The sequence below is a fragment of the Massilimicrobiota sp. SW1139 genome (assembly GCF_012027715.1).
GTDB classification, from domain to species: domain Bacteria; phylum Bacillota_I; class Bacilli_A; order Erysipelotrichales; family Coprobacillaceae; genus Allocoprobacillus; species Allocoprobacillus merdigallinarum.
The window spans coordinates 35,748-60,469 of sequence record NZ_SJOR01000011.1; the positions used below are offsets into that span (position 1 = coordinate 35,748).

The 24,722-nt window shown below is 31.5% G+C and carries 24 protein-coding genes; 1 reads left to right on the plus strand and 23 read right to left on the minus strand.

Features of this window, described 5'->3' with window-relative positions; translation table 11 throughout:
* Positions 1 to 18 precede the first annotated feature (18 nt).
* From E0K96_RS07600 to E0K96_RS07630, 7 genes are all read right to left on the minus strand, one after another.
* Positions 19 to 3,333, minus strand: a complete 3,315-nt coding sequence (locus E0K96_RS07600) for a CDP-glycerol glycerophosphotransferase family protein (protein ID WP_168082346.1) — start codon at positions 3,331 to 3,333, stop codon at positions 19 to 21.
* A gap of 9 nt (positions 3,334 to 3,342) precedes the next feature.
* Entirely contained in the window at positions 3,343 to 3,732 is a 390-nt protein-coding gene (gene tagD / locus E0K96_RS07605; RefSeq protein ID WP_168082348.1) for a glycerol-3-phosphate cytidylyltransferase, read from the minus strand.
* 22 nt (positions 3,733 to 3,754) lie between these two features.
* On the minus strand, positions 3,755 to 4,567 hold the full coding sequence (locus tag E0K96_RS07610) for an ABC transporter ATP-binding protein (protein WP_168082350.1): 813 nt from the start codon (positions 4,565 to 4,567) through the stop codon (positions 3,755 to 3,757).
* A gap of 12 nt (positions 4,568 to 4,579) precedes the next feature.
* Positions 4,580 to 5,404: an ABC transporter permease gene (locus E0K96_RS07615; protein ID WP_168082352.1), complete on the minus strand. Its 825-nt coding sequence runs from the start codon at positions 5,402 to 5,404 to the stop codon at positions 4,580 to 4,582.
* Between the two features lie 109 nt (positions 5,405 to 5,513).
* Entirely contained in the window at positions 5,514 to 6,146 is a 633-nt protein-coding gene (pyrE, locus tag E0K96_RS07620; RefSeq protein ID WP_168082354.1) for an orotate phosphoribosyltransferase, read from the minus strand.
* 6 nt (positions 6,147 to 6,152) lie between these two features.
* On the minus strand, positions 6,153 to 6,863 hold the full coding sequence (gene pyrF / locus E0K96_RS07625) for an orotidine-5'-phosphate decarboxylase (protein WP_168082356.1): 711 nt from the start codon (positions 6,861 to 6,863) through the stop codon (positions 6,153 to 6,155).
* 87 nt (positions 6,864 to 6,950) lie between these two features.
* On the minus strand, positions 6,951 to 7,979 hold the full coding sequence (locus E0K96_RS07630) for a hypothetical protein (RefSeq protein ID WP_168082358.1): 1,029 nt from the start codon (positions 7,977 to 7,979) through the stop codon (positions 6,951 to 6,953).
* A 117-nt stretch (positions 7,980 to 8,096) separates the two neighbouring features.
* Here E0K96_RS07630 and E0K96_RS07635 point away from each other — a divergent pair, with 117 nt between their 5' ends.
* Positions 8,097 to 9,683: a putative polysaccharide biosynthesis protein gene (locus E0K96_RS07635; RefSeq protein ID WP_168082360.1), complete on the plus strand. Its 1,587-nt coding sequence runs from the start codon at positions 8,097 to 8,099 to the stop codon at positions 9,681 to 9,683.
* A gap of 136 nt (positions 9,684 to 9,819) precedes the next feature.
* On the opposite strand, the gene fabZ is transcribed toward E0K96_RS07635, so the two are convergent.
* The 16 genes from fabZ to E0K96_RS07710 all read right to left on the minus strand — a co-directional run bounded on the left by fabZ (position 9,820) and on the right by E0K96_RS07710 (position 24,543).
* Positions 9,820 to 10,251, minus strand: a complete 432-nt coding sequence (fabZ, locus tag E0K96_RS07640) for a 3-hydroxyacyl-ACP dehydratase FabZ (RefSeq protein WP_087243245.1) — start codon at positions 10,249 to 10,251, stop codon at positions 9,820 to 9,822.
* Between the two features lie 2 nt (positions 10,252 to 10,253).
* Positions 10,254 to 11,492, minus strand: coding sequence for a beta-ketoacyl-ACP synthase II (gene fabF / locus E0K96_RS07645; protein WP_168082362.1), 1,239 nt, complete (start codon positions 11,490 to 11,492; stop codon positions 10,254 to 10,256).
* 12 nt (positions 11,493 to 11,504) lie between these two features.
* On the minus strand, positions 11,505 to 12,239 hold the full coding sequence (gene fabG, locus E0K96_RS07650; RefSeq protein ID WP_087243247.1) for a 3-oxoacyl-[acyl-carrier-protein] reductase: 735 nt from the start codon (positions 12,237 to 12,239) through the stop codon (positions 11,505 to 11,507).
* The gene (fabD, locus tag E0K96_RS07655) at positions 12,232 to 13,146 is read right to left on the minus strand and encodes an ACP S-malonyltransferase (protein WP_168082364.1); all 915 of its coding nucleotides are present in this window, start codon (positions 13,144 to 13,146) and stop codon (positions 12,232 to 12,234) included. The genes fabG and fabD overlap by 8 nt, the downstream gene beginning before the upstream one ends.
* Positions 13,143 to 14,207, minus strand: coding sequence for an NAD(P)H-dependent flavin oxidoreductase (locus E0K96_RS07660; RefSeq protein WP_168082366.1), 1,065 nt, complete (start codon positions 14,205 to 14,207; stop codon positions 13,143 to 13,145). The genes fabD and E0K96_RS07660 overlap by 4 nt, the downstream gene beginning before the upstream one ends.
* Positions 14,204 to 15,148: an enoyl-[acyl-carrier-protein] reductase FabK gene (gene fabK / locus E0K96_RS07665; protein WP_168082368.1), complete on the minus strand. Its 945-nt coding sequence runs from the start codon at positions 15,146 to 15,148 to the stop codon at positions 14,204 to 14,206. Before fabK ends, E0K96_RS07660 begins: the two co-directional genes overlap by 4 nt.
* Position 15,149: 1 nt before the next feature.
* Positions 15,150 to 16,124: a beta-ketoacyl-ACP synthase III gene (locus tag E0K96_RS07670; RefSeq protein WP_168082370.1), complete on the minus strand. Its 975-nt coding sequence runs from the start codon at positions 16,122 to 16,124 to the stop codon at positions 15,150 to 15,152.
* Positions 16,121 to 17,041, minus strand: coding sequence for an acetyl-CoA carboxylase carboxyltransferase subunit alpha (locus E0K96_RS07675; RefSeq protein WP_168082372.1), 921 nt, complete (start codon positions 17,039 to 17,041; stop codon positions 16,121 to 16,123). Before E0K96_RS07675 ends, E0K96_RS07670 begins: the two co-directional genes overlap by 4 nt.
* Entirely contained in the window at positions 17,038 to 17,907 is an 870-nt protein-coding gene (gene accD, locus E0K96_RS07680; protein WP_168082374.1) for an acetyl-CoA carboxylase, carboxyltransferase subunit beta, read from the minus strand. The genes E0K96_RS07675 and accD overlap by 4 nt, the downstream gene beginning before the upstream one ends.
* Positions 17,891 to 19,258 (minus strand): acetyl-CoA carboxylase biotin carboxylase subunit, encoded by a 1,368-nt coding sequence (gene accC / locus E0K96_RS07685; protein WP_168082376.1) that lies wholly within the window; start codon positions 19,256 to 19,258, stop codon positions 17,891 to 17,893. The genes accD and accC overlap by 17 nt, the downstream gene beginning before the upstream one ends.
* 9 nt (positions 19,259 to 19,267) lie before the next feature.
* Positions 19,268 to 19,684, minus strand: a complete 417-nt coding sequence (gene accB, locus E0K96_RS07690) for an acetyl-CoA carboxylase biotin carboxyl carrier protein (protein ID WP_087243255.1) — start codon at positions 19,682 to 19,684, stop codon at positions 19,268 to 19,270.
* Between the two features lie 42 nt (positions 19,685 to 19,726).
* Positions 19,727 to 19,951, minus strand: coding sequence for an acyl carrier protein (locus E0K96_RS07695; RefSeq protein WP_087243256.1), 225 nt, complete (start codon positions 19,949 to 19,951; stop codon positions 19,727 to 19,729).
* A 290-nt stretch (positions 19,952 to 20,241) separates the two neighbouring features.
* The gene (locus E0K96_RS07700) at positions 20,242 to 21,252 is read right to left on the minus strand and encodes a LacI family DNA-binding transcriptional regulator (protein WP_087298036.1); all 1,011 of its coding nucleotides are present in this window, start codon (positions 21,250 to 21,252) and stop codon (positions 20,242 to 20,244) included.
* A 145-nt stretch (positions 21,253 to 21,397) separates the two neighbouring features.
* Positions 21,398 to 23,167 carry a glycoside hydrolase family 35 protein gene (locus E0K96_RS07705; protein ID WP_168082378.1) on the minus strand — a complete coding sequence of 590 codons (1,770 nt, stop codon included), beginning with the start codon at positions 23,165 to 23,167 and terminating at the stop codon, positions 21,398 to 21,400.
* 14 nt (positions 23,168 to 23,181) lie between these two features.
* A complete protein-coding gene (locus E0K96_RS12185; protein ID WP_240924467.1) occupies positions 23,182 to 23,325 on the minus strand; it encodes a hypothetical protein in 144 nt (47 codons plus the stop codon).
* Positions 23,326 to 23,328: 3 nt separating this feature from the next.
* The gene (locus tag E0K96_RS07710; RefSeq protein WP_240924468.1) at positions 23,329 to 24,543 is read right to left on the minus strand and encodes a PTS sugar transporter subunit IIC; all 1,215 of its coding nucleotides are present in this window, start codon (positions 24,541 to 24,543) and stop codon (positions 23,329 to 23,331) included.
* Positions 24,544 to 24,722: the final 179 nt, after the last annotated feature.

Here is a 24,722-nt window from a genome sequence, read left to right on the forward strand (position 1 = left end):
GCAGCTAACAACTGCTTTTTAAATAATTTTTTCATTTTTTAAAGACTGAATTAAACGTTCTGTATTTTGATTATCATGGAATTCAACAATTTTTTGATAACGATCTTTATAAATAGAATCTTGTGGATTATTATAATTATTTTCAAAGCATTTTATTAAATCCTCTTTACAATAGCAAACATCTCCATAGACGTTTTCTTCATTTAACATCAACTTTGTATTTCTACCATATTGTTCTAAACAATAATCCAATTCTTCCCAATAGAAAATAACTCTGCACCCTCTATAAAAAGCATCATATGCAATTGAAGAATAATCAGTAATTAATACCTTTGTATCACGTAAAATCGTATCATATTTGCAATCAAAAACCATATATTTTTTTAATTTAAAATCACTATTTATGGCAGCTTCAACAAATAAAGGATGAGGTAATATCACAATTTTATCATCGTATTTCTGTGGTATTGCATCAAATATTCTCAAAATCATTTGATAATACTTTGTTTCTTTGAAATCAACAGAAGCTTCATTATATTCCCAAGGTCGCCAAGTTGGCATAATGACTATCTTATCTGCTGACTGATCCATATAACTTTTATCAAATTTTGGTAAACCGCAGACTATGACTTGACTTTCATCATATCCCCCTAATTCAATAAAGTGTTTAGCTTCTAAATCAGAAGATACAACAACACGATATTTTCCAAGTTGATTGACACTTCTAGGTTTGAAGAAAGTTCTTGATTCAGAATCCAAAGAAATCATATACATAACTCCATGCTGTAAAAAAACATAATTATTTGTAGTAGAATTCAGTTTTTTAAGCACATGCTTATTCATATTTCTTAACTCTAAAGCATGTACTAATGCTTCTGACCCAAGAAAAGTTTGTGATTTAAAAAAATATAAATAATGTCTAAAACTATATTTATCTATAATATTCCCTTTATATTTTTCTTGAATATCTTTTTTACCATCATAATTTTTATCCAAAATAAAATATGCGTTTCGATACCCTTTATCAATTAACTTTTCATAAACAATACTAGCACTTTCTTCATATCTTGCTGAATTTTTTTCAAATAAAATAATAACATTTTTTTTCGCATATAATTTTGATATATAATACGCCAGATTAATTTTTAAATTTTCTTTAAACAAATCAGTTCTGTTAAAAGGACGTACTGTTAAGAACAAATCATTCTTTTTTGATTGTCTAAAATAACAGCAAAGTCTATCACTAAATTTTATAATTTTTGAACTATGATATGTTTTTCTTAAAAAACGTGAAATAACATTGTAAGAAATTTTAATTTGAAAAGGTTTTTTAAAATCAAAACTAGAAATTTTAATCTTGTTCTGAATTGGTAATAATACTAAACTATCATTATCAATAAAGAATTTAACTTTATTCAATTTCATAAATCCTAAAGAAAATCCTTTTTTGAAAGAAAAGTTTCCTTCTGCTACATAGTCACCGATTTGAATTTTTAAATCTTCAAAATTCAATTGATCCATGCCTTGGTATGCAAATATCATTGAATACTGTATTCCATTATTGCATTTTTTTATACGCCCCCATATTCTAATAAATCTATAAAACAAATTATATCTCATTGGTTCGTATCCATCTTCAATAACTATTTTTGTATATTCTACATTATGCTGAAAATGATCCTTTTTATAAGTTTCATTATTACGCATCTTTTTCGTTTGAAAATTCAACCCAGTATATATTGGATCAATATGATAATTTATTTTTTCACAATTTAAATAAGATAATTCTCTTGTTAAATAAGGTGAGTTGTTGTAGAATTCAATAATTCTATCTACTCTAATGTGATAAAAACGTCTTAAGCTTTCACGCTCAAAGCTTCGTTGATTCGCATACTGGAATAACGAATCAAAAAAAGAATAACGAATCGATAAAGCTGCTTTTATTTTTTCTGATTTTGATAATCCCATTTTAGAAACAAATCCATAAAGTTGAATATGAGAAGGTAAATTCTCAATAAGATCTATAACTAGTTTTGTTAATTTTCCATTAAAACATAAAAAATAGTTTTTTTGATCATCACAATTTTTAAAGAAATCTAAAAGTAAAGCTTTTTGATTTGCTGTTTTTATAGAATTTATACAAATAAGTTCATTTTGTTTTCCATTATAAGGATAATCCTCTAAAATAACCTCATTGCTCTTGTTTTGAGTTAATAATGTCATCAGATTATAGGTTGTGTTTTTATGCGCATAAGCACAAAACTCCTGCTGAAAATGAGAGTATTCATTAATAGATGAACTATTTAATTCTTTAATTAAGTCTTCTACATTTCTTACTCTTGGAAATGGGAGTTGGTCAATTGGAAAATACATTCCTCTTTCAGCAATATATTCTTCCAAATCATATGTAAATAAGATGATTCTTTTTCCTGTAACTGCAAAATCAAAAAAGACACTTGAATAATCAGTAATCAAAGTATCACATACATTTAAAAAATCATACGTTTCATATTCACTTGGAAACAGTTTAATATGCTGATAATCTGACATATCAATATCATTTCCTATAAGGAAATGCAAATTCACATATAAAACTTGATTATCTGATAAATACTGATCAATTTCTTGAAGATATGTACTTATAATCTCCTTTTGTTTTTTGACATTTGCATTTCGACTTGAACCACGCCATGTAGGCATATATGCAAAAACTTCTTTTCCATCAAGCTGATATTTCTGTATAATTTCTTTTTTTAACTCATCATTAAAAAAGGCTGTATTTCGTGGATAATCTGCAAGAATAATTTTTTGAGTTCCAATATTTCTTAAAGAATAGTCATCCATGAAAATATCTCTAGTATATTTATTTGGAAAAAGAGCATAGTCAGCCATCATATAATTTTTTTGTACATTTGCAAAAGATGAAGAATTCTTAATATCTTGTCTTCCTAATATTTTTAAAGGTGTTCCATGCCAAGTATTTAAGTATATCTGGTTAGTCTTTTTTATAAAGTATGGCGGAAATGAGTTATCTGTTATAAGATATTGACAACTTGCTAATAATTTTAAATATTCATCACTTTGTCGAATCACAAGTTTTATATTATGATACTGATAAAAATCAAATCTATTCTTAGCTTGATTCATTGTTTCATCCGTAACAACATAATATATTTTTAAGTAACTCCATTCTTTATTTGTGCATATTTCTTTTAAAAAATGGAAAATATTTCCATTAATATTTTTACCTTGCCCGCCTTCTAATAATATTGTATCTTTTATGACTTCTTCATTTTCATAATAATCAATATATTGAGAATAATTTATTTTCATCTATTACACCTACTTTAATTTCAACTCTTGTTTAATCTGTGTTGTAGAAATATCAGGCGTTCTTGGCAAATAAACAACTTCACAATATTCTTTTAAATAATCAAACTTTCCTTGCCAGTCATCTCCCATGACAAAAATATCAATATCATGTTCTTTAATATCATTTATTTTTTGATCCCATGAATTTTCTGGAATAACTTCATCTACATATTTAATGGCTTCAACAATTTGCATTCTTTCTGTATCAGGAATAGCACATTTCTTTCCTTTAATCGCATTAAAGGCATCACTTGATACAGCAACAACCAGATAATCACCCAAAGCTTTTGCACGTTTTAAAATATTTAAATGACCCACATGAAATAAATCAAATGTTCCATATGTAATAACTTTCTTCATTTTTGATATACCTCTTTTCTCACTATCCAAATATTTTATCAAAAATTCCTTTTCTTTTGACATGAGGAATAATTCTTTTATTAAATTTCTCATCACGTTCTTTTTTCTTGTCAGCATTACTTAATGAATTATAGTAATCAACATATTGGGCATAATGATCACAGACTTCATTAATATCACCATATTCTTTTAACATTCCACCTTCAATCCACATAGCTGTATCACAGAAACCTCTCACTTGTGGTAATGAGTGTGAAATAAAGACAATGGTTTTCCCTTGTGCCTTTAATTCTTTCATTTTATTAATACACTTTTGTGCAAAACCTTTATCTCCAACAGATAAAGCCTCATCAACAATTAAGATATCTGGATCCAAGCATAAGTTAATTGAAAATCCCAGTCTTGATTTCATACCACTAGAATATTTTTTTACAGGTTGATATAAGAAATCACCAATTTCCGCAAATTCAATAACTCCATTTGTAATTTCTTGAATCCTTTTTTTAGATAAACCTAATAAAGCTCCTTTTAACTCAATATTTTCTAAACCCGTTAATTGTTGATTCAACCCTGTATTAATCGCAATCAATGCCTGTTCCCCATTAACGATCATCTCACCTTCATCAACTTCACTGATTCCAGCTAAAATGACAGACATTGTTGATTTCCCAGAACCATTTGTTCCTAGAATTCCAACGACTTCTCCTTTAGGTATTTTAAAATTAATATTTTTTAAAGCATAAAATCTTTTATCATTTGAATTCTTTTTATCTTTTGATTTTAGACTATATATTTTAGAAACATGTCTAAACTCTATTGCATATTCTTTTTCCATGTTTTACCTCACCTAAATCAAATCAATAAACTTATGTTTAAATTTATACATCATACAACTACCAAAAACAAATAAGACTAATGTAATAACCCAAAAAGCAATCATTGAATGTGAATAAAATAAAATTCCTTTATGATAAAAGAAACAATCTCTATATCCCTGTACAATATAATAAATTGGATTAGCTTTCATAATCCATCCAATAAAGTCAGGCATATGAGTTAACTGCTTAATATCCCATAAAATTGGAGTTAAATATAATAATAAACGCATACAAGCTAAAACCAGTTTTCTTGTATCTCTTGCTAGCATATTTAACACAGATGTCGTTAGTGATAATGAAATTGAAAAAATAATAGCACATAATAAATAATAAATAAGAGTTAACCAATGTATACTTGGATATATACCACCAAATAAAAAGATAATCACTAAAATAATCATCAAACAGAAATGATTAAACAATTCTTTCATAACAACAGTAGCAGGCAAAATACTAACTGGAAATTTCATTTTTGTAATGACATTCACTTTTGAGAAAACAGCATTACATCCATTTGTAATACATGGTGAAATAAAAAACCAGACAACCATACCACCCATCATCCAAAAAATATAAGGAGTTGTCACACCATATGACGTAACAGCTTTCTTTTGAAAAACGATTCCAAATGCAAACCAATATGTTAAAATTTGAATTAATGGATGTGCAAAATTCCAAAACAATCCTAATTTAGAATCACGCATATCTGCAAGAAGTTCATATTTAGAAATAGAATAAATTCTAAATAAGTTATGAAAATTTTCCTGCAATACATATTTTATACTTTTAAACATAAATATCCTCCTTAAAGATGATATAACACTTTACTGTTATACACGAAAAAAGGGAAAAATGCAACTTCATTAAGCATTTTCCCTTTATATTTATGCCCAATATAGCATTTTATTTTTGCATCCAAGATTCATCATGAGGATCTTTTTTCCATGCTTTCAATTTTTCTAAATCAACAGCTTCAATATATTCATGTTCCACTGCGACTTGAATTAAAGTATCATAGTTTGTAAGTGTATAAAAACTACAATCCTTAGTAGCAAAGTTTTTCGCTGAATCTTCTAATCCATATGTAAAAATAGCAACCATTCCCAAAACTTCGCAACCTGCTTCTCTTAAAGCATCTACACATTCTAATGATGATCCACCTGTTGAAATCAAATCTTCAACAACTACAACTTTCATTCCCGGTTTCACTAATCCTTCAATACGATTATTTCTTCCATGTGATTTGGCTCCACCACGAACATATCCCATTGGTAAATCTAAAATGTCAGCCGCTAAAGCCGCATGTGCAATTCCGGCAGTCGCTGTTCCCATTAAACATTCACATTCTGGATAGTTTTCTTTAATGAGTTTTGCTAATCCTTGTTCAATATCTTTTCTGACTTCAGGATAAGATAATGTCAAACGATTATCACAATAAATAGGTGATTTAATACCTGATGCCCAAGTAAAAGGCTCATTTGGTCTTAAAAAGACTGCTTGAATACTTAATAAATCTTTTGCTATAGTTTTTTCCATCATTTTCTACTCTCCTTGAAATTGTTTATAAACTTCTTTATATGTTGCTACTGGATCAGCAGCGTTTGTAATTGTTCTTCCTACAACGATATAACTTGATGTTAATTCTCTTGCCATAGCTGGTGTTGTGACACGTTTTTGATCATTCACACTATCACTTGCAAGACGGATACCCGGTGTCACTGTTAAAAAGTCCATTCCTAAATTTTCATGAATAATCTTTGATTCTAAAGGTGAACAGACAACACCATCTAATCCAGCTTCTTTCGCATTTTGTGCCCATTTTAAAACAACCTTTTCTAATGGTTCATGAATCAAAAGTTCATCATCTAAAACTTTTTGGTCCAATGAAGTTAAACATGTCACAGCAATACATAAAGGACGCTTTCCACCTTGTGATCCTTCATTTAAACCATCAATTGCGGCTTTCATCATTGCAATACTTCCTGAAGCATGAACATTAACCATATCAACATCTAATTTAGCTAATTGCTTCATGGCACTTTTTACAGTATTAGGAATATCATGTAATTTTAAATCAAGAAAAATTTTATGTCCTTTTTCTTTGATCATTTTAATCATTTCAATTCCTTCGCCATAAAATAATTCCATTCCAATTTTGACATACAGTTTTTCATCTTCAAACTTATCTAGAAATGCTTTCACTTCATCTTTTGTTTGAAAATCTAAAGCAATACAAATTCTACTTTCGCTCATAATTCTCCTCCAAGACATATTTTTATATATTATAGCACAAAATATAGAAAATCTATAAACAAATGTGAATTTGTTTATAGATTATATTTATTTCGTAAAATTTTTCTGATATTTTTTATAGATATCCTCATAATCCTGATACTCTGGATTCTTACGATCATCTTCAATCATATAATGTTTTTGAAGATATTCTCCAATATACTTTGTCATTTTACGTGCTCCATAGTAATTTAAATGATTACCCCCATCACGTGAATCTGTTTTCCAATCAAATCCTGTACCATATTGCGAAACATTAAAATCTAAATAAGGAATCTGATACTCTTGAGATAAATCATAAACTGTATTATATTTCGCATAACTCCATGAAGTCTGTGAAGGAAATTCCACAAAAAGTACTTGACAATCATTTTGTTTCGCCAACGATAGGATTTGTGGTAAATACTCTTTTGTTAATGCGGGGAGTGCTTCTCGTTTTTGTGTTTGTTTCATATAATCAAATCCACCATTATACTTTTTTATTTCTCGGCTATCATAAAACCCTAAATAGTTTAAACGATGATTTGAATTTTCATCTTTTACAAACTTTTCATTTTTTATTTTTTCCCATTTATCACTATGACGATATAAAGGATAACAATAACTTAAGGCTGTATAAGCATATCCCTCCAATTCAATACTCTCCCTCTTTTCAAAAAACTGATCAACCTCTATAAGTAAAAATTTTGGTTTTTGGACTTTTAAAGCATACTTTAGCATATAATATGAGAGTTTCATATTCTGTTTAGCTGCTGAAATATTAAATGCTGTTATGCCATAATCATGCCATAATTGCATAGGATTTAAACCACTATATAAATCACTATTACCAATAGATAATAAAGTCATAGAACGACGCTGATCCTGTTTTTCTAATGAAACCTGATAATCATTCTGACTCTGAACTTCGGGTTTATCTATTTCTAAAACAACTTGACTATGTGTTTTATTCCAATAATAGAATACACCACCCATAATGATACAACCAACAATAATCGCCACAATCATGATTCTATATTTTCTTATTTTCACATCTTTACCTGCACTTTCTTTATTTTTATACAGGTATTTTGCCATAGAAATGTGTAAAAACTATGAAAAAAGTCTTTTTATGTATAATTTCATAAGTTTTTTTGCAATTATTCGAATTAATGATATAATAAACAAAGAATTATTGGAAAGTGAGGTTTACCCATGTCACGCTCAATTGTTAAACAGGCTTCTATTCTCGCTATAGCAGGAATATTAGTTAGAATTATAGGAGCTTTATATAAAAGTCCATTAACGGCTTTAATTACTGCCGAAGGTATTGGTTATTACTCTATGGCTTATAATATTTATGCTCTTATTTTACTTTTATCTTCGTATAGTATTCCAACTGCCATTTCAAAACTTATTGCTGAAAAACTAGCTATTCGTCAATATAATAATGTACAAAAGATTTTAAAATGTTCATTTATCTATATTTGTATTATTGGTGGTAGTGCTTCGATCATTGCCTATCTTTTAGCCCCTTTACTTGTTACAGGGTATTCTGTATTACCACTGAGAATCCTTTGTCCAACTATTTTCCTATCTGGTCTATTGGGTGTCTTTAGAGGTTATTTTCAGGCTCATCAGACAACTTTTTATACATCTGTTTCACAAATTATTGAACAGATTTTTAATGCAATTGTTGCCATTGGATGTGCTTATTTATTCATTCAGCCATTGATGGAAACAGGTGGCAGTGAAATGGCTGCTGCAGGTGCCGCTGGGGGAGCAGTTGGACCTGGTGTTGGTGTTCTTGTGGGACTCATTTTCATGTTTATCATGTATATCAAAAATCATAATCACTTGATTATCAAAGATACACCTGATGATTATGAAGATTCCTATAAAGATATTTTTAAAATGATTATCCATATTGTCACACCTATTATTTTTGCAACATGTGTTTATAATCTGATTACCGTTATTGATCAATATATTTATTCATTTATCATTGGTACTGATCCACAATCTGCAACTATGTGGGGTGTTTATTCTGGACAATATATTGTTTTACAAAACGTTCCTGTAGCCTTAGCTTCAGCAATGTCTACGGCTTCTATTCCAGCCATTTCATCATCATGGTCATTGAAGAATTATCGTGAAACAAGAGAACATATCCGTTCTGGTATTCGTGTGACAATGATGCTTTTGATTCCAGCAGCCGTAGGAATGAGCGTTCTGGCATATCCAATCATTGGTATTCTCTTCCCTCAAGAAGAGACTGCTATGATTTCTACCATTATATTAGCTGTTGGTAGTCCTGGTGTTGTCTTCTTTGGCCTATCGACTTTAACTAATGGAATTTTACAAGCTATAGGGCAAGTCAATACACCTTTAAAAAATGCAGCCATTGCATTAATCTATCATATCGTTATTACAATTGTCCTGCTTTTATTAACGCCTTTAGGATTATATTCATTGGTTATTGCTAATTGTTTTTATGGTTTACAAGTTTGTTATCTCAATCAAAAAATGTTACGTAAGATAACTCATTACAAACAAGAAATAAGAAAAACTTATCTATTACCTATTATTGCTTCTCTATTAATGGGTGTGATTGTAGCAATCGTTTATTATGGATTGTTTGCTTTAACAAGAAGAGTTTTGATTCCTTTAATACTTTCTGTATGTATTGGAGTTATTGTTTATTTCGTGATTATTTTCTATTTCTATTCTGATCACCCTGAAGAACTCTCTTCTATTCCTTATGCTAATAAAATCATCTATAAGTTAAAAAAACATCAATAATAAGAAAGCTATTGGAAATATGTCTTTCATCATATGACCCAATAGCTTTTTTTATAATCATTTCTATACTTTTATAACTACCATAAAAAAGAAAACAGAAAGACAAAATATCTTTCTGTTTTCGTGCTCTATTGAATTATTCACCAACAGCACACATGATTTCTCCAGTGACAGCAATTTCATCTTCAACCTTTGCTTCAATAGCAGCAAAGTAAATACCACCTTTTTCTTTTGTTAAAGTGACAGTCATTGTTAAAACATCACCAGGAATCACTTGTTTTCTAAAACGTGCTTTATTAATACCAGCAAAGAAAGCAATCTTTCCTTTATTTTCTTCTTTAGAAAGTAATAAGACACATCCTGTTTGAGCTAACGCTTCAATAATTAAGACACCTGGCATCACATGTTTTTCAGGGAAATGTCCTAAAAATTGCATTTCATTAGCTGTTACACATTTTCTTCCTACAATTGTTTTTCCATCTTCACTAATGCTTTCAATACAATCTACAAGTAAAAATGGATAACGATGAGGAATAATTTTTTGAATATCATTAGAATTATATAACATCTCTAATCCTCCCATTTCTTGAAAATCAATGATGCATTATGTCCACCAAATCCAAGAGAATTGTTCATAGCATAATGAATGTCCTCTTTTCTACCAACATTTGCAACGATATCTAAATCACAGTCTTCATCTTTATTTTGATAATGAATTGTAGCTGGGATATATCCTTCCTGTAATGCTTTTACACAAATAACAGATTCTAAAGCACCACTCGCTCCTAATAAATGTCCTGTATAAGATTTTGTTGATGACATAGCCAAATGATATGCATCGTCACCAAAAGCATATTTCACAGCCATTGTTTCTGTTTTATCATTTAATGGTGTAGATGTCCCATGAGCATTGATATAATCAATATCAGATGGTTGTAAAGCAGCATCTTCTAAAGCCTGTTTCATCGCTTCTCCACCACCGCTTCCATCAGATAATGGGGCTGTAATATGATAAGCATCACAAGTTGCTCCATAACCAACAATTTCACCATAGATTGTCGCATTTCTGTCTAAGGCATGTTGTAATTCTTCTAACACTAAAACAGCTGCTCCTTCACCCATTACAAAGCCACTACGATCTTTATCAAAAGGAATAGAAGCACGATTTTTATCCTCACCAGTATGCAAAGCTTTCATAGAAGCAAATCCTGCAACTGATAAAGGAGTAATAGAAGCTTCACTTCCTCCAGCAATCATAACATCTTCATATCCATCTCTGATTTTATGGAAGGCTTCACCAATTGCATTTGTTCCAGCTGCACATGCGGTTACAACAGAAGATACATAACCTTTTGCACCTAAATCAATCGCAACACTTCCTGCTGCTAAATTAATTAAAGTCATAGGAATAAAATAAGGTGAAACTTTTGATGGTCCTCTATTTAATAAACTTTGTTCCGCTTTTTCAATAGATTCAACACCACCAATACCACTACCAATAATGACACCAAAACGATTTTTATTCATTGTTTCTAAATCCAACTTTGCATTTTCAATAGCCTGTTTAGAAACAACTCTGGCAAATTGCGTAAAACGATCATTAAATTTTAAATCTCTTTTTGTAAAATATTGTTCTAAATCAAGATTTTTCACTTCTCCAGCTAATTTGACTTTATAATCACTTGTATCAAAATGTGTAATTTCATCAATTCCACATGTCTGATTTAAAATACCATTCCAAGTTTCTTCAACAGTATTTCCAATTGGAGATACGGCTCCCATTCCAGTAACGACAACTCTTCTTTTCATGTTTTGTCCTCCTTACATGACCATTCCGCCATCAACATTGATGACTTGACCCGTAATATATTTTGCACTATCACTTGCTAAAAAGTATGCAACATTCGCAACATCTTCTGGTTCACCCATTTGTTGCAATGGAATATTTTTTAAGATATTTTCTTTTGTATCATCACTTAAAACATCTGTCATTTTTGTGGCAATGAATCCTGGCGCAATAGCATTCGCACGAATATGACGTGGTGCTAATTCTTTCGCAACTGATTTTGTTAAAGCAATGACACCAGCTTTACTGGCTGCATAATTGGCTTGTCCAACATTTCCAATAATTCCAATTACACTTGCCATATTGATAATAACACCTGATCTTTGTTTCATCATAATACGAGAAACAGCTTTAATGGTATTAAATGTTCCTTTTAAATTGACATCAATAACATCCATAAATGACTGTGTATTCATTTTTAATAATAACTGATCTTTTGTAATCCCTGAATTGTTAACCAAGACATCAATAGAACCAAACTGTTCTAAAACAGCTTTCATCATTTGATCCATGGCATCATAATCAGTGACATCACCTTCATAAATCATAGCTTCAATACCATGAGCACAACATTCTTTTTGGACTTCTAAAGCTTCATCCTGATTTCCAATATAATTAATCGCAATATTATATCCTTCACTTGCAAATTTTAAAGCAATGGCTCTACCAATTCCACGACTGGCACCAGTAATTAACGCTACTTTACTCATCTTTTAACGCTCCTAACATTTGATTTAAACCTTCAATACTATCTACACTATAAACAGGAATACTTCTATCTGTTTTCTTAACAAAGGCACTTAATGCTTTTCCAGGTCCAATTTCCACAAAAGCTTCAACACCTTGGGCAATCATATATTGAATTGATTGATAGAAATAAACACTTGATTTGATTTGTCGAGTTAAAATATCAATAAGATCTCCATCTTCTTCTTTTCCTGAAACATTATAAACAACTGGAATCTTTGTTTCATGAATATCATATTTTTCTAACTCTTCTTTAAGCTTATATGATGCTTCTTCTAATAATGGAGAATGGAATGCTCCTGAAACTTTTAATGGAATGACACGTTTTGCGCCAGCTTCTTTTAATTTTTCTGAAGCAATTTCAACAGCTTCTTTTGTTCCTGTAATCACAATTTGTCCTGGACAATTATAATTGGCAATTGTGACACCATCAATTGGTTCAATAACTTCTTGAATCTTTTGGGCATCCATTGCTAAAACAGCTGCCATAGATGTTGTTCCAGCTGGCAGGGCTTCACTCATAATCTGTCCACGACGTCTCACGATTGAAATCGCATCTTGTGTGTCAAATGCTCCTGCATAAGCCAAAGCAGAATATTCTCCTAATGATAAACCTGCCACATAATCAGGATGAATACCTTGTGCTTCAATCACTCTCGCAATGGCTAATGATGTTGTTAAAATACAAGGCTGTGCATATGATGTTTCATTTAAAACATCTTCAGGTCCTTCAAAACATACTTTTTTGACATCAATATCAATATTGGCCTGATCAAAAACATCTCTGGCTTCTTGGAATTCATCATAAAATGCTTTTCCCATACCTACATATTGGCTACCTTGACCAGCAAAAATCATTCCTATTTTCATAGATTTTCCTCCATTTCTTCCATATATTCATGAATCACTTCTTCAACATGTTTCATTTCATGAATTCTCGCTGCCTGGCTTCCTACAAAAACCAGACCATTTTGTACATTTCCTTTTACACTCTGTATCAATGCTTCACTAATACAATAGGGTGTATTTTCAGGATTGCAAGGAATCATGCAATGAAGACAATTTTTCATACAGATATTTCCTGTTTCTCTTGTTTTCTTTACAAAATCATTGACAATAGCACGTCCTGGAAGTCCTGCTGGACTAGAGACAAGTTCAATATCTTCTTGGCGACATTGAATAACCATATCTTTAAATTCTTGTGCTGCATCACATTCATAAGTCGCAATAAATGGTGTGGCAATCTGTACACCTGTTGCACCTAATTTGATGAATTCAGCAATCTTCTTTCCAGAATCTATACCTCCAGCAACAAAAACAGGAATTGTCTTTTTGTATTTGTCTTCCCAAACCTTTAATTCTTTTTTAACATCAGCTAAAATATCACTTAGTTTTTGACATGTATGAGCCAATAAATCATCTTTTTTAAATCCCAGATGTCCACCAGCTTCGCTACCTTCAATCACTACGAAATCAGGTGTATACTGATAACGTTTATCCCATACTCTGGCAATCAGTTTGGCCGCTTTTCCACTCGATACAATCGGTGCTAAAAGCGCCTTTCCTTTAGCAAACTTAGGTAAATCTAATGGTAATCCTGCCCCTGAAATAATGGCATCACAACCACCTTCAAGAGATGCTTTCACGAAATCTTCATAGTTTTGGCTGGCAACCATAATATTGACACCAATCAAACCATTTCCTTTAGCAAGCTCTTTGGCACGTTGAATATGATCTTTAAGTGCCTGACAATTCACAGCAATTGGATTTTTTCTAAATCCTTCATAATTATAGCCTGGATGAGCGGCACTGATGACACCCATAGCACCACATTTTGCCACTGCTCCTGCTAATGATGATAAAGAAATACCGACTCCCATACCACCTTGAATGATAGGAAGTTTCATGATACGATTTTGTATTTGAATCATTGCATTTCCTCCATGACTTTTTGCAGGTTGGCATAAACCTGTTTTGTTGAAGCCATCATTTCATCAAGAATCTGTTGCATTGGTTTCTTTTCTTTGACCATTCCAGCAATTTGTCCCATCATCACAGATCCAGTTTTCACATCACCACTCTGTACAGCTTTTCTTAAAGCCCCAAGTGTTAATTTTTCTAATTCTTCACGACTTTCAAAATGTCCTTCAAGTTTTAAATATTCTCTTGCCATTTGATTCTTTAAAATACGGACTGGTGTATTCACACTTCTTCCAGTCACAACAGTATCAGTATCTTTGGCTTTAATAACAGCATCTTTATAGTTTTCATGAATTGGACATTCCTCTGCAACCAATAGACATGTTCCAATCTGTACGCCAATAGCACCTAAACTCAAAGCTGCCATCACACCACGTCCATCTCCAATTCCACCAGCTGCAATCACTGGAATATTGACAGCATCTACAACTTGTGGAACCAAAGCCATTGTTGTCATTTCACCAACATGTCCACCTGATTCTCCACCTTCAACAATCAAAGCATCAGCACCAGCTCTTTCCATACGTTTAGCCAAACCAACGCTAGGCACAACTGGTAAAACTTTAATTCCAGCTTCTTTGAGTTTTGCCATATAAGGTCCGGGATTTCCCGCTCCTGTTGTCACAACATGAACGCCTTCTTCGACAATAACATCAATAATTTCACTGGCATATGGATTCATCAACATGACATTGACACCAAAAGGCTGATCTGTTAATTGTTTACATTTTTGGATTTCTTCACGTGTTTGAGCTGCATCCATTGATCCTGTCGCAATAATCCCTAAACCACCACTATTAGAAACACAGGCAGCAAAGGAAGCAGTTGCAATATTCGCCATAGCTCCTTGAATAATAGGGTATTTAATATTTAATAATTCATTTAATAACACTTTATTGTCCTCCTCTATTGTCAATAAGAGTTGCTCCATAAGTTAATCCAGCACCAAATCCAACCAAAATAACACGTCCCTTTTCAGGAATCTTTCCTTCTCTTTGTGCCATTGCATAAGCAATAGGAATACTGGCCGCTGAAGTATTTCCAAACTCTTGAAGATTCATATAAAATTTTGATAAATCGACTTTCATCTTTTTTGCCACATGAGAAATAATACGATAATTCGCCTGATGTGGAATAATCAAATCAATATCATCTATAGAAAGTCCTGACTGATCCAAAACATTTTCAATAGAATCTTTTAAAACTCTAATTGCAAATCTAAACACATCATTTCCTTTCATATTTAAATAATGTGTTGATGCTCCCTGATTTTGTAAATCATGAACTAAAGGCAATCCTTGAGCATGTAAGACTTCCTGTAAGTCTCCTTCACTATTGGCATAGTGATAAAGTTTTGTATCTCCTCGACCAAGAACCATCGCACCTGCACCATCCCCAAATAAAACGCAAGTTGAACGATCATTCCAGTCAATCATCTTACTAATTGTTTCACTACCAATGACTAAGATATGATGATATCTGCTTAATAAATCACTGGCAATCTGAAAAGCATATAAAAATCCACTACATGCTCCATTAATATCAAAAGCAAAGACAGGACAATCATTTAATCCCAGTTTTGCCTGAACAAGACAAGCTGTTGAAGGTGTCATACAATCTGGTGTCATTGTTGCGACAATAATCACTTCAATGTCTTCTTTTTGAATATGTGCATCTTCAATCGCCTGTAAACTGGCTTTATAAGCCAAATCACTTGTATTTTCAGTTTCACTCACATAACGTGATGAAATACCTGTTCTTTGTACAATCCATTCATCACTTGTTTCAACTCTTTTTTCTAAATCAAAATTCGTTACTTTCTTTTGAGCTTTGACAAACCCTGTTCCTAATATTTCTATTGAACTCATGACATAACTCCTATCTTACGGAACTTCTGATAACGTTTTGCCAATAAATCTTTTTCTTTTGTATGAGTTAAAACATCTAATTCTTTTTGTAAATACTGATCAATATTATCTAATACAAGTTTTAAATCATTTTGCATACCACCTGTTGGTTCTTTGACCAAATAATCAGCAATCCCTTTATCATATAAATCATACGATGTTAGTTTCATCACTTCAGCCGCTTCTTGAACACGACTATCATCTTTCCATAAAATACTTGCAAAACCTTCAGGTGATAAAACAGAATAAATGGCATTTTCTAACATACAAATACGATCGGCAACACTTAAAGCTAATGCTCCTCCACTACCACCTTCTGATAAGACAATACAAATAACAGGTGTTTTCAAATCAGAAAAAGTGTATAAACATTCAGCAATCGCCTGTGCCTGTCCCCTCTCCTCAGCTTCGATACCAGGATAAGCTCCTGCGGTATCTACAAAAGTAATGATTGGTCGATGAAACTTTTCGGCTTGTCTGGCAAGTCTGAGAGCTTTACGATAACCTTCAGGATTACACATTCCAAAATGACGGTTCAAATTTTCTTCCAATGTCTTTCCTTTGGCTTGTGCAATAACAGTGACTGGCATATCGTGAAAATAACCAATTCCCCCAATAATAGCCTGATCATCTCCATAACATCTATCCCCATGAAGTTCATAGAAATGGTCAAACAATCCCTCAATAAAATCACTTGCTTTTGGTCGTGATGGATGTCTTGCGATAGACACACGATCCCAAGCAGTTAAATGATGATATGTTTCTTTTGTGAGAGTATCAATCTCTTGAGAAAGTTCATCGAACTCTTTTTGATCTTCTGTTACAGCTCTTTTAGCCTGTAACTCTTTTATTTTTCTTTCATTATCTACGAGGCTCATAATTTTCCTCCATGTAATTTTAATAAATCTGAAATAACATTTTTCAAATCATGTCTTTCCACAATCATATCAATAAAACCTTTTTCAAGTAAGAATTCTGCAGTTTGGAAACCTTCAGGTAACTCCTGCTTAATTGTATCTTGAATAACACGTTTTCCAGCGAATCCAATCATGGCCTGTGGTTCAGCAATGATAATATCTCCCAGCATCGCAAAGCTGGCACTGACACCACCTGTTGTGGGATGTGTTAATAAGGCTATATAAAGACCTCCTTGATTTGAAAAGCGTTTTAAAGCAGCACTGATTTTAGCCATCTGCATTAAAGAATCAATACCTTCTTGCATTCTGGCTCCACCACTGGTACAACTAATAATCAATGGTAATTTTTTACGTGCAGCCAGTTCTACTGCTTTACATATTTTTTCACCAACAACTTTTCCCATACTTCCCATCATGAAACGAGAATCCATGACACATAAGACAACACGACTCTGGTTGATTTTACCAACACCACAAATGACAGCTTCATTCATACCAGTTGACATCCAGGCTTTTTTTAGCTTTTCATCGTAACCAGGAAAATTTTCATTGTTAGATGTTTTATCTTTTTCAAAATATTCTTTCCAAGTGCCTTCATCCATTAAATCACGTATACGCTGTCTGGCACTGATTTTCATATGATGACCACATTTAGGACAAACATAATCATTTTCGATAAGTGAAAAATAAGGAATAGATTCATGACAATGATCACATTGTTTAAAGATATTTTCAGGAATTTCTTTTTTTTCTTTAATCTTATGTCTATTTAACCATGATGAGAATTGTTTTAATTCTTCATTTCTTTTTTTAAACAATTGATCCATTATCTTTCAACTCCTTTATAAATGTTTCACAGAAGCTTGTATCATAACTTCCTTCAATAAATTCTTTAGAATGTAGAACATAATAATGGAATTTTGTATTCGTTGAAATACCATCAATAATGACTTCACTTAACGCTGCACGCATTTTTTTAATACATTCTAGACGTGTTGGTGCAAAAGTAATCAATTTTAAAATCATCGAATCATAATAAGGTGAAATTTCACACCCACTATACATGGCACTATCCACACGTACTCCTCTTCCACCCGGTAAATGCATAAATGTTATTTTTCCAGGTGTTGGCGCAAAATCACGATTCATATCTTCAGCATTAATACGACATTCTAAAGCATATCCATTTTGATGAATATCTTCTTGCTTGTATGGAAGTTTTAATCCTTCAGCAACCTTAATCTGTAACTTGACTAAATCAATACCACAAATCATCTCTGTAATAGGATGTTCAACCTGAATACGTGTATTCATTTCCATAAAATAATATTGTCCGTGTTTATCTAATAAAAATTCAATTGTTCCAACACTATTATATCCCACATGATGACAAGCTTTGATGGCATCTTCAAACAATCTTTGACGCACATCTTTCTTTAAAATATGACATGGTGCTTCTTCAATCATCTTTTGATGACGTCTTTGAAATGAACAATCTCTTTCAAATAAATGAATCACATGACCATGATGATCACCAATGACTTGAACTTCAATATGTTTTGGATTTTCAATTAATTTTTCTAAATAGACATCATCATCACCAAAACAAGCTTTGGCTTCAGCTTTGGCATTGAGATATTGTGTTTCAAACTCTTCTTCATTATGAACTACACGCATACCACGTCCACCACCACCATTGCTGGCTTTAATCATAACGGGATATCCTATATCTTCAGCAACCTTTTTTCCCTGTTCTACAGTTTCAATGACTTCTTTAGAACCAGGAATCACAGGAACTCCTGCTTCTTTCATCATCTTTCTTGCGGCAGACTTATTTCCTAACATATCAATAATATCAGGTGATGGTCCTACCCAGATCAATCCACATTGAATAACAAGTCTGGCAAATTCACTGTTTTCACTTAAAAAACCAAATCCTGGATGAATCGCATCACATCCCGTATTGCAGGCCGCCTGAATAATCGCATTCATATTCAGGTATGACTCATTAGCTAATGGTCCACCAATACATACAGATTCATCCGCTAATTGCACGTGCAAAGAATGTTTATCAGCTGTTGAATAAACGGCAACAGTCTGAATTCCCATTTCTTTACATGTACGTATAATTCTGACTGCGATTTCTCCACGATTGGCAATCAATAATTTTTCAATCACATTATCACCTTACCCTATCATCATTAAAGTCTGATCATATTCAACTGTTTGACCATCTTGAACTTCAATAGATAAAACTTTTCCAGAAACAGTTGCTTTAATTTCATTCATGACTTTCATGGCTTCAATGATACAAATCGTGTCTCCTTCTTGAATCATATCTCCAACTTTGACATAAGGTTCTTTTCCCGCACCACTTGATTGATAATATGTTCCAACAATTGGACTTTTGATAGGTGTGCCTGTTTCCTGAATTGTTTCTTCATTGTGTTCACTAGGTGTTTTGACATCGGTAGGTGTTATGATTTGTTTTGCTTCTATATCTTTTTCTAATGTGATATGTAAATCACCATCAGTTAAATCCATCTTAGATATTTGACTTTCTTCAAACATCTTCATAATTGATTTAATTTTTTCAGTATCCATACATGTTCCTCCTTAGAAAAATAAGCTAAGTGAAACCTTAGCTTATTGTTTAGATTCAATTAATTTCACAATATCTTCTACAGTTACTAATGCAGCTAATTCTTCATCAGAAATTTCAACGTCGAATTCTGTTTCTAAATCTAAAGATAATTCAACAGCTGCTAAAGAATCAATTCCTAAATCATCTTTTAAGTTAGATTCTAATTTAATTTCTTCTCCATCAATATTTAAAGATTCTACTAATGCATCTTTTACTTGTTCAAACATGATATGTCCTCCTATGTGCTTACTTAAAATTTTTTATATTCTTACTTCAAATTTTTGAAGTAATGTTAATATACACCTCTTTTTTAGATTTGTAAATAGATTTTCATTAATTTATTTAAAATTTTTTATATAATTTTTTTAAAGTATTTACAAAAAAAAAAAAGATAGAACAATATTTTCTACTGTTCTATACTTCAATATAAATACTTTCATCAGCATTGTTTGAACATATAATAATGACTATATGAATTGAAAAAAATTGATAAAAAAAATATGCACATTGCATATTTTTAATCTTCATGATACATTATACTTGAATTTCTCTCAATAAGGTAACATGGCAATTGTATTCTCATTGAATTTAATTTTTTACCATTAAGTAATGATTGATGCAATAATGAAGCTCCTAATTCTCCCATTTCATCAGCTGGAGCATAGACAGTTGATAAAGATGGTGATGTAAAATTACCTGCATCAATATTATTAAATCCTATAATAGAAACATCTTGAGGTACGCGAATGTTTAAATCTTGTAATGCTCTCATTGCTCCTATTGCAATTGGATCATTAACAGCAAATAATGCACTCGGCAATTTTTGTATTTGAGCCATTTCATAAACCAAATTATATCCTGCTTCACTCGTCAAATCTTTTTCTAAAGAAAATTCTTGGTATTCCATATGAAATTCTTGACAATATTTAATAAAGCTTCTTTTTCTTGTTTGAATATGATGGTTTAACTCATTATACTCACTTCTTCCTAAAAATCCGATTTTTTTATGCCCAAGATCATGAAAGTATTTCACAACCTGATACATAGCATCATCAAAATCCAAAGTGATACAACATTCAGTAATCGGACTCATATCCATATCAAGAAAAATAATATTCTCTGTCATCTCACATAATTTTTCAAGATGAAAAGAAGAAATTTTACCAATACAAATTATTCCATGTACATTTTGCAAAACACTTTCCACATCAATATCACCTTCACGTACTCTTCTCATTGCAATATGATGTGTCTTCAAATATTTTTCTACTGATTGCAACAAAGTGATATAATAAGTGTCTCGAATTTCTTGTTCATATGTATAACATTGAATAATAGCAACAACAAGTTTGGTATTTTGATTTGAATTTTTTCTTGGTTTAGGTACATAGTTTAATTTTGCTACTGCTTCCTGTACTTTTGTTCTTGTTTCCAAGGAGACATTTAATGTATCATCTTCTCTTAATATTCTCGATACTGTCGCTATTGATACATTTGCATATTTTGCAACATCTTTTAAAGTAACCATTTCAATGTCTCCCTCCTCTCATTATTCTTTATTATAAGTGAATTCCAATGAAATTTCTATACTTATTATGCGATATAACAACAAAAAATAAGAAACCCTATTTTTACAAAAATGTAAAAATAGGGTTTCAATAAACAATATTCTATTATTTATGAATATCTATATATATGGGTTTATCATTCAATATAATTTCATCAGCAAAAACACCTTCAGTTTCAAATATAACAATAATATTTTCACCACGTTTTAAAAACGGTCCTGGTATATAAAGAGAACCTGTTGGTCCAACTTGATAAAATCTCCCACAATGATGACCATTAACAAGAACGATACCTTTTCCAAAATTTGTCACATCAATAAATGTTTCATTCGGTATTTCATCAATTGTAAAAACAAATTGATGAAATGCTGGTCCACCAATATATTCTTTAGACCAATCAATAGCATCTGTTTTATTAAAATTTAAGCAGTAGTGTTTCCATTTTTTAGTGAAATGTATATCTATTAATACCCCTGTGCGAATCCCTTTTTTTTGGGTATCAGCCTGCAACTTAGCACCATAATTCACTCTGCCCATATTTTCAACAAGAATTTTTAAATCATTTTGATTATCTAAAGATGTTTCAAATAAGATTTCATCACCTATTTCTTCCTGATATTGCACACCTATAAATTTATTATTCACATATATTTGAATGCGATCACGCGCATCAATAACTCTTAGTCTAGACTGCTTTGTATAACTCTGAAAATCATGTTGATAGACAACATATCCATAATAATGATCAAGTTCTTCCATTGTGAGTGGCCAAGAATTCTCTATAATTGTTGATATTTGTTCTATTACACTAAAAAGCGATACTCTATTTTTACATTTTACACTTCCGTAGCTGCATGTTTTTCTACGATTTTCAAGGCGATGCTGTTCTCCAGTAATCAATTCTCTCATAAGATGGTATTTTTCAGTTTTAGCTCCGTACTCTGTTAAAATTGCATCATAATCATATGAAGTAATTTGAGGAAGGTCTTTTTCTTTTCGAGCAGAGCATCCATTCATCCAACCAAAATTCGTTCCCCCATGAAACATATAAAAGTTCACACTTCCAATTTCTAACATTTCCTTAACACTTTCTATAAACTCCTGAGGATTTCTACGAATAATTTCTTGATTCCATCTATTAAACCAACCATCCCAAAATTCCATACACATAAGAGGCGCTTCAATATCATGTCTTTGCATAAATTTTTCTAATATTTCCATATTTTCTTTAGCATGTGAACCAAAATTTCCTGTTGGAAAAACATCTTCATTAATCAAACTTCCTGCTTCTAAAGCTTCATTCCAAGTGCCATCAGCAGTGAAAACAGGAACTTGAATACCATAATCACGCATCAGTTTAAAAACCTTTTTGAGATATTCTTTGTCTTCACCATATGAACCATATTCATTTTCTAATTGTGCTAAAATAATAGAACCATTTTTATGAATCTGATACTGTGACACTTTAGGTAACAGTATAGAGAAGTATTGTTCAAGACATTTCATATATTGCTCATCATCACTTCTCAATCTTATTCCAGAGTATTTTAATAACCAAGCTGGTAAGCCACCCATTTCCCACTCTGCACAAATATATGGCGATGCTCGCAATATCACATACAATCCTAATTGATGAGCTAAACTTAAAAATCTTTCAATATCTTTTATCCCATCAAAATCATATTCTCCTTGTTTTGGCTCATGAAGATTCCATGGAACATATGTTTCCACAGTATTACATCCCATATCAATAAGATCTAATAGCGTATCTTCCCAATATTCTGGCACAATTCTAAAGTAATGGACAGCACCCGAAATGATTTTAACAACTTTACCATTTATATAAAAATCCTTTTTGATTTCAATACTTCCCAAGCGATTTCTCTCCTTTATAATTTTTCAAATTTTGGATTATTTGCAAGTTTAACAAAAGGTAAATAAATAGCAATTGCCAAACCTAAATTAATGAGTGACAATATAATTGATTTCCAGTCAAAACCAGTTGCAAAGAATCCATATAATACTGGTGGCATTACCTAAGTCACATTTTGTGTAACAGGTGACACTAACCCTAACGCTGTTGCACCATATGCTACTGTTGATAAAACAATAGGACAAAGTAAAAATGGAATAAACATAAGTGGATTCAAAACCGTTGGTAAACCATACATAACAGGTTCACCTATATTAAAGAGTACAGGCGCAATTCCTAACTTTGCAACCTCTCTGTAATGTTTATTTCGAGATTGCCAGAATATTGCAATAAGAAGTCCTAATGTTGCATACCAGACAAAAGCTCCATATGAAACACTTGTCCATAAATACGGAATATCCTTTCCTAATTGATAAGCCTCTAAATTTGCTAAAAGAGCAACTCCAAAAACACCTTCCATAATTGGTGCCATAACATTGCCACCATGAATACCAAAAAACCAAAACAACTGAGTCAAGAAAGCAACCATAATAATAGACAATGGATTTTGAGATAAACCTAATAAAGGCATCTGTAATACATCATAAATCCAATCAATAATCAACTGCCCTGTCATCAAATTAAAAGCATATGTAATTATAGCAACAATATACATGGCAATAAATGCTGGAATAATAGAAGTAAATGGAACTGCGATTGCTGGTGGTACTGAGTTCGGTAATTTAATAGTCCATTTCTTTTGCATACATTTGCTGAAAATAACTACAGCGATAAAACCAATAACAATTGCAGTAAAATACCCACGTGAATTTATTTGATTTCCTGGAATAAGTCCACTGATTGTTACAGATAACTGACCATCCACATATGATAATCCTGTGACTTTATTAATCATTTCAGCCAAACCATGATCTATTGCAGATAATGAGAATGTTTGAGTTATAGATGTTCCCAATGACACAACAAAAGATGCCAAGGCTACCAGGCCACCAGATAATTTATCAGTTTCATAAACTTTTGCGATGTTATAACCTAAAGCAAAAATAAATACTAACGAAACAATGGCTAAACTTCCATTAAAAATCAATCCATTAATTGCAATTAACCATTGAAATGTTTCTGTAATTTGAGTCCACCCAAATTCAGAAGGAAAATCAGATAGAAATGCATTGAGTAATAATGCGATTGATCCAGTCATAACAACAGGCATAGTTGCTATAAAAGAATCACGAAGAGCAACAAGATGTTTTTGTGATCCAATCTTTGTTGCTATAGGCAGCAGTTTTTCAGACATGAAGTCCATAAATTGTTGATACATAATATTCTCCTTTTTTATCAATATTAGATACGATATCATCGATGTTTTATATCCATTTTTATTATAATTATTTTTACATAAAATTTCAATATTTTTTTACTTATTTTACTATTATTTTTACTATTATTTTACTAAAATCTTTATTTTATTTACTTATTATAAGTATTTTTTATAAAAAG